Raw genomic sequence first — 1,663 nt, forward strand, 5'->3', positions numbered from 1 at the left:
CTGCATTTGATAAAAATTGCTTCTTCCAATGCGATATGCTATTGCTGCTAATCTCATATTTAGATGATAACTGTGATATTGTTACATCCTCTTTTAATAATTCTAGCACTATCTTTGTCTTCTCTTCAGCACTAAAATTCCGTATCTGTTTTCTTGTCATTTTATATCCTATAAGTTATTGACTCTATTCTAACTTATTACCAAGTTACACTAACTATTTTTTGTCCAATTTTTTCAGTCCATTATAACTATAGATTTTAAAATATGGGTACAGAATGCTCGCTCTAATTAAAGGCACAAAGAGATTGATCTCTGTTGAAGAATGTGTAGCAAAATATGGTAATAAGCCATGGAACAAAGGTGTTGAACCAGTATGTTATGAATGTGGTAGTAAGTTCTTTATTCACGCTCCTTCAAGTATTAAAGTCCCTACTAGATTTCATCATGGTCGCAACAAGAGTTGTAATATAGTAAAGAATAGTAGATATTTTAATAATGGTGTTATGAATGTACGAAATGGGCAACGCATTAAAGAGGCTTTACGAGATGAACAATATTTAAAACAATTATATTCATTTTGTCATAAGTTATCTGGAAAAAAGAATTTTAGTCCCGAGATATTTTATGATTTACTCAAAATAGCAAAACAAAAGAATGTATGGTATTACCATAATATAGAGCCATGGAATTTCGCTTTTGTTCTACTAACTCTACAAGACTTTAATGGTCATTACGAACAGGATGGGTCTTTAAAAACTTATATCTTTAGATTTTATCTAACTGACAATGTAGATCCGCGTCATCTTAATAGTCTTAATGATAAAAAGAACAGTATTACTCAGAAATTAGCAGCAAAAAGTAATTTATTTGGTATTAATTTATTTTTAGCTAAAGTATTTGGAAACGGTAACTTAATGAAGTTTCCTGATGGCAATCCATATGAAGTTTGTAAAAATACTTGGGATGAGTTCACTAAGGAATATATGCAGTCTACCACCGAAGTCATTAGAGAGTTAAAAGGCAAGATAGATTTATTGATAGGGAAGTGATTTATGCAAGCTATAGAAACTAAATTATTAGATGTATTAAATGCAACATCAGCTTGCTCTCTTGGTATTACAAGTGGCTCAAGATTATTTGCAAAATATGGTGCTAATAGAAAAATTACAGAAATCTTAGTATTAGTTGATATCTATGATATATGGGGGCATGTTTTTCATTATGATGGTTATTGGTATACTACTTTAGTAATATTTCCTATTGCGATAGATGCACATGATATTAATGATTTATTTAAAAATTTCTGGTCTAGAATTGAACTTGCAAACAAAGATCCAAATTCTATGTTTTGGTTTCCAGCAAATGATAGCAACACCTCATACAAAGCACTCTATCGAAATGATTCTTTCAATGGAGCTATTAAAGCTTTAATACACATTTTCCATAATTATGAAAAATGGCATAATGGGTTAGATGCAGGCGAGTGTAGTAATTATTGTCAAGTCAAAGAAATATACGGGAATGTTGCATCTCATTTCAAAAGCGAGTCACTACATGTATAATTCTACCATTTTGCGTCACAGCGCAAGTTCCTTAACTGAAGACCTACAAGTAAAATATATAGATGAAAGTAGTAGTATCTACTACTTTCCAAAAAGAATAG

At 30.8% G+C, this 1,663-nt stretch carries 3 protein-coding genes; 2 read left to right on the plus strand and 1 reads right to left on the minus strand.

Annotation, left to right across the window (positions count from 1 at the left end; all coding sequences use genetic code 11):
* Window positions 1-160 (minus strand): transposase (locus tag KYQ89_RS08185; protein WP_218460148.1); only part of this gene is annotated, 160 nt, incomplete at its 3' end.
* A gap of 115 nt (window positions 161-275) precedes the next feature.
* Between KYQ89_RS08185 and KYQ89_RS01790 the strand changes: the two genes are divergently transcribed.
* Together KYQ89_RS01790 and KYQ89_RS01795 are read left to right on the plus strand one after the other, a co-directional pair.
* Window positions 276-1,049, plus strand: coding sequence for a hypothetical protein (locus KYQ89_RS01790; RefSeq protein WP_218460146.1), 774 nt, complete (start codon window positions 276-278; stop codon window positions 1,047-1,049).
* Window positions 1,050-1,052: 3 nt separating this feature from the next.
* Window positions 1,053-1,562 carry a hypothetical protein gene (locus tag KYQ89_RS01795; protein WP_218460147.1) on the plus strand — a complete coding sequence of 170 codons (510 nt, stop codon included), beginning with the start codon at window positions 1,053-1,055 and terminating at the stop codon, window positions 1,560-1,562.
* Window positions 1,563-1,663 lie beyond the last annotated feature (101 nt).

Source organism: Rickettsia sp. TH2014 (genome assembly GCF_019249195.1).
GTDB lineage: Bacteria > Pseudomonadota > Alphaproteobacteria > Rickettsiales > Rickettsiaceae > Rickettsia > Rickettsia felis.

What these genes read in the sequence shown, in the direction of transcription:
- KYQ89_RS01790 (WP_218460146.1), top strand. Translation starts at nt 276, where the DNA reads ATGCTCGCTCTAATTAAAGGCACAAAGAGATTGATCTCTGTTGAAGAA.
- KYQ89_RS01795 (WP_218460147.1), top strand. Translation starts at nt 1,053, where the DNA reads ATGCAAGCTATAGAAACTAAATTATTAGATGTATTAAATGCAACATCA.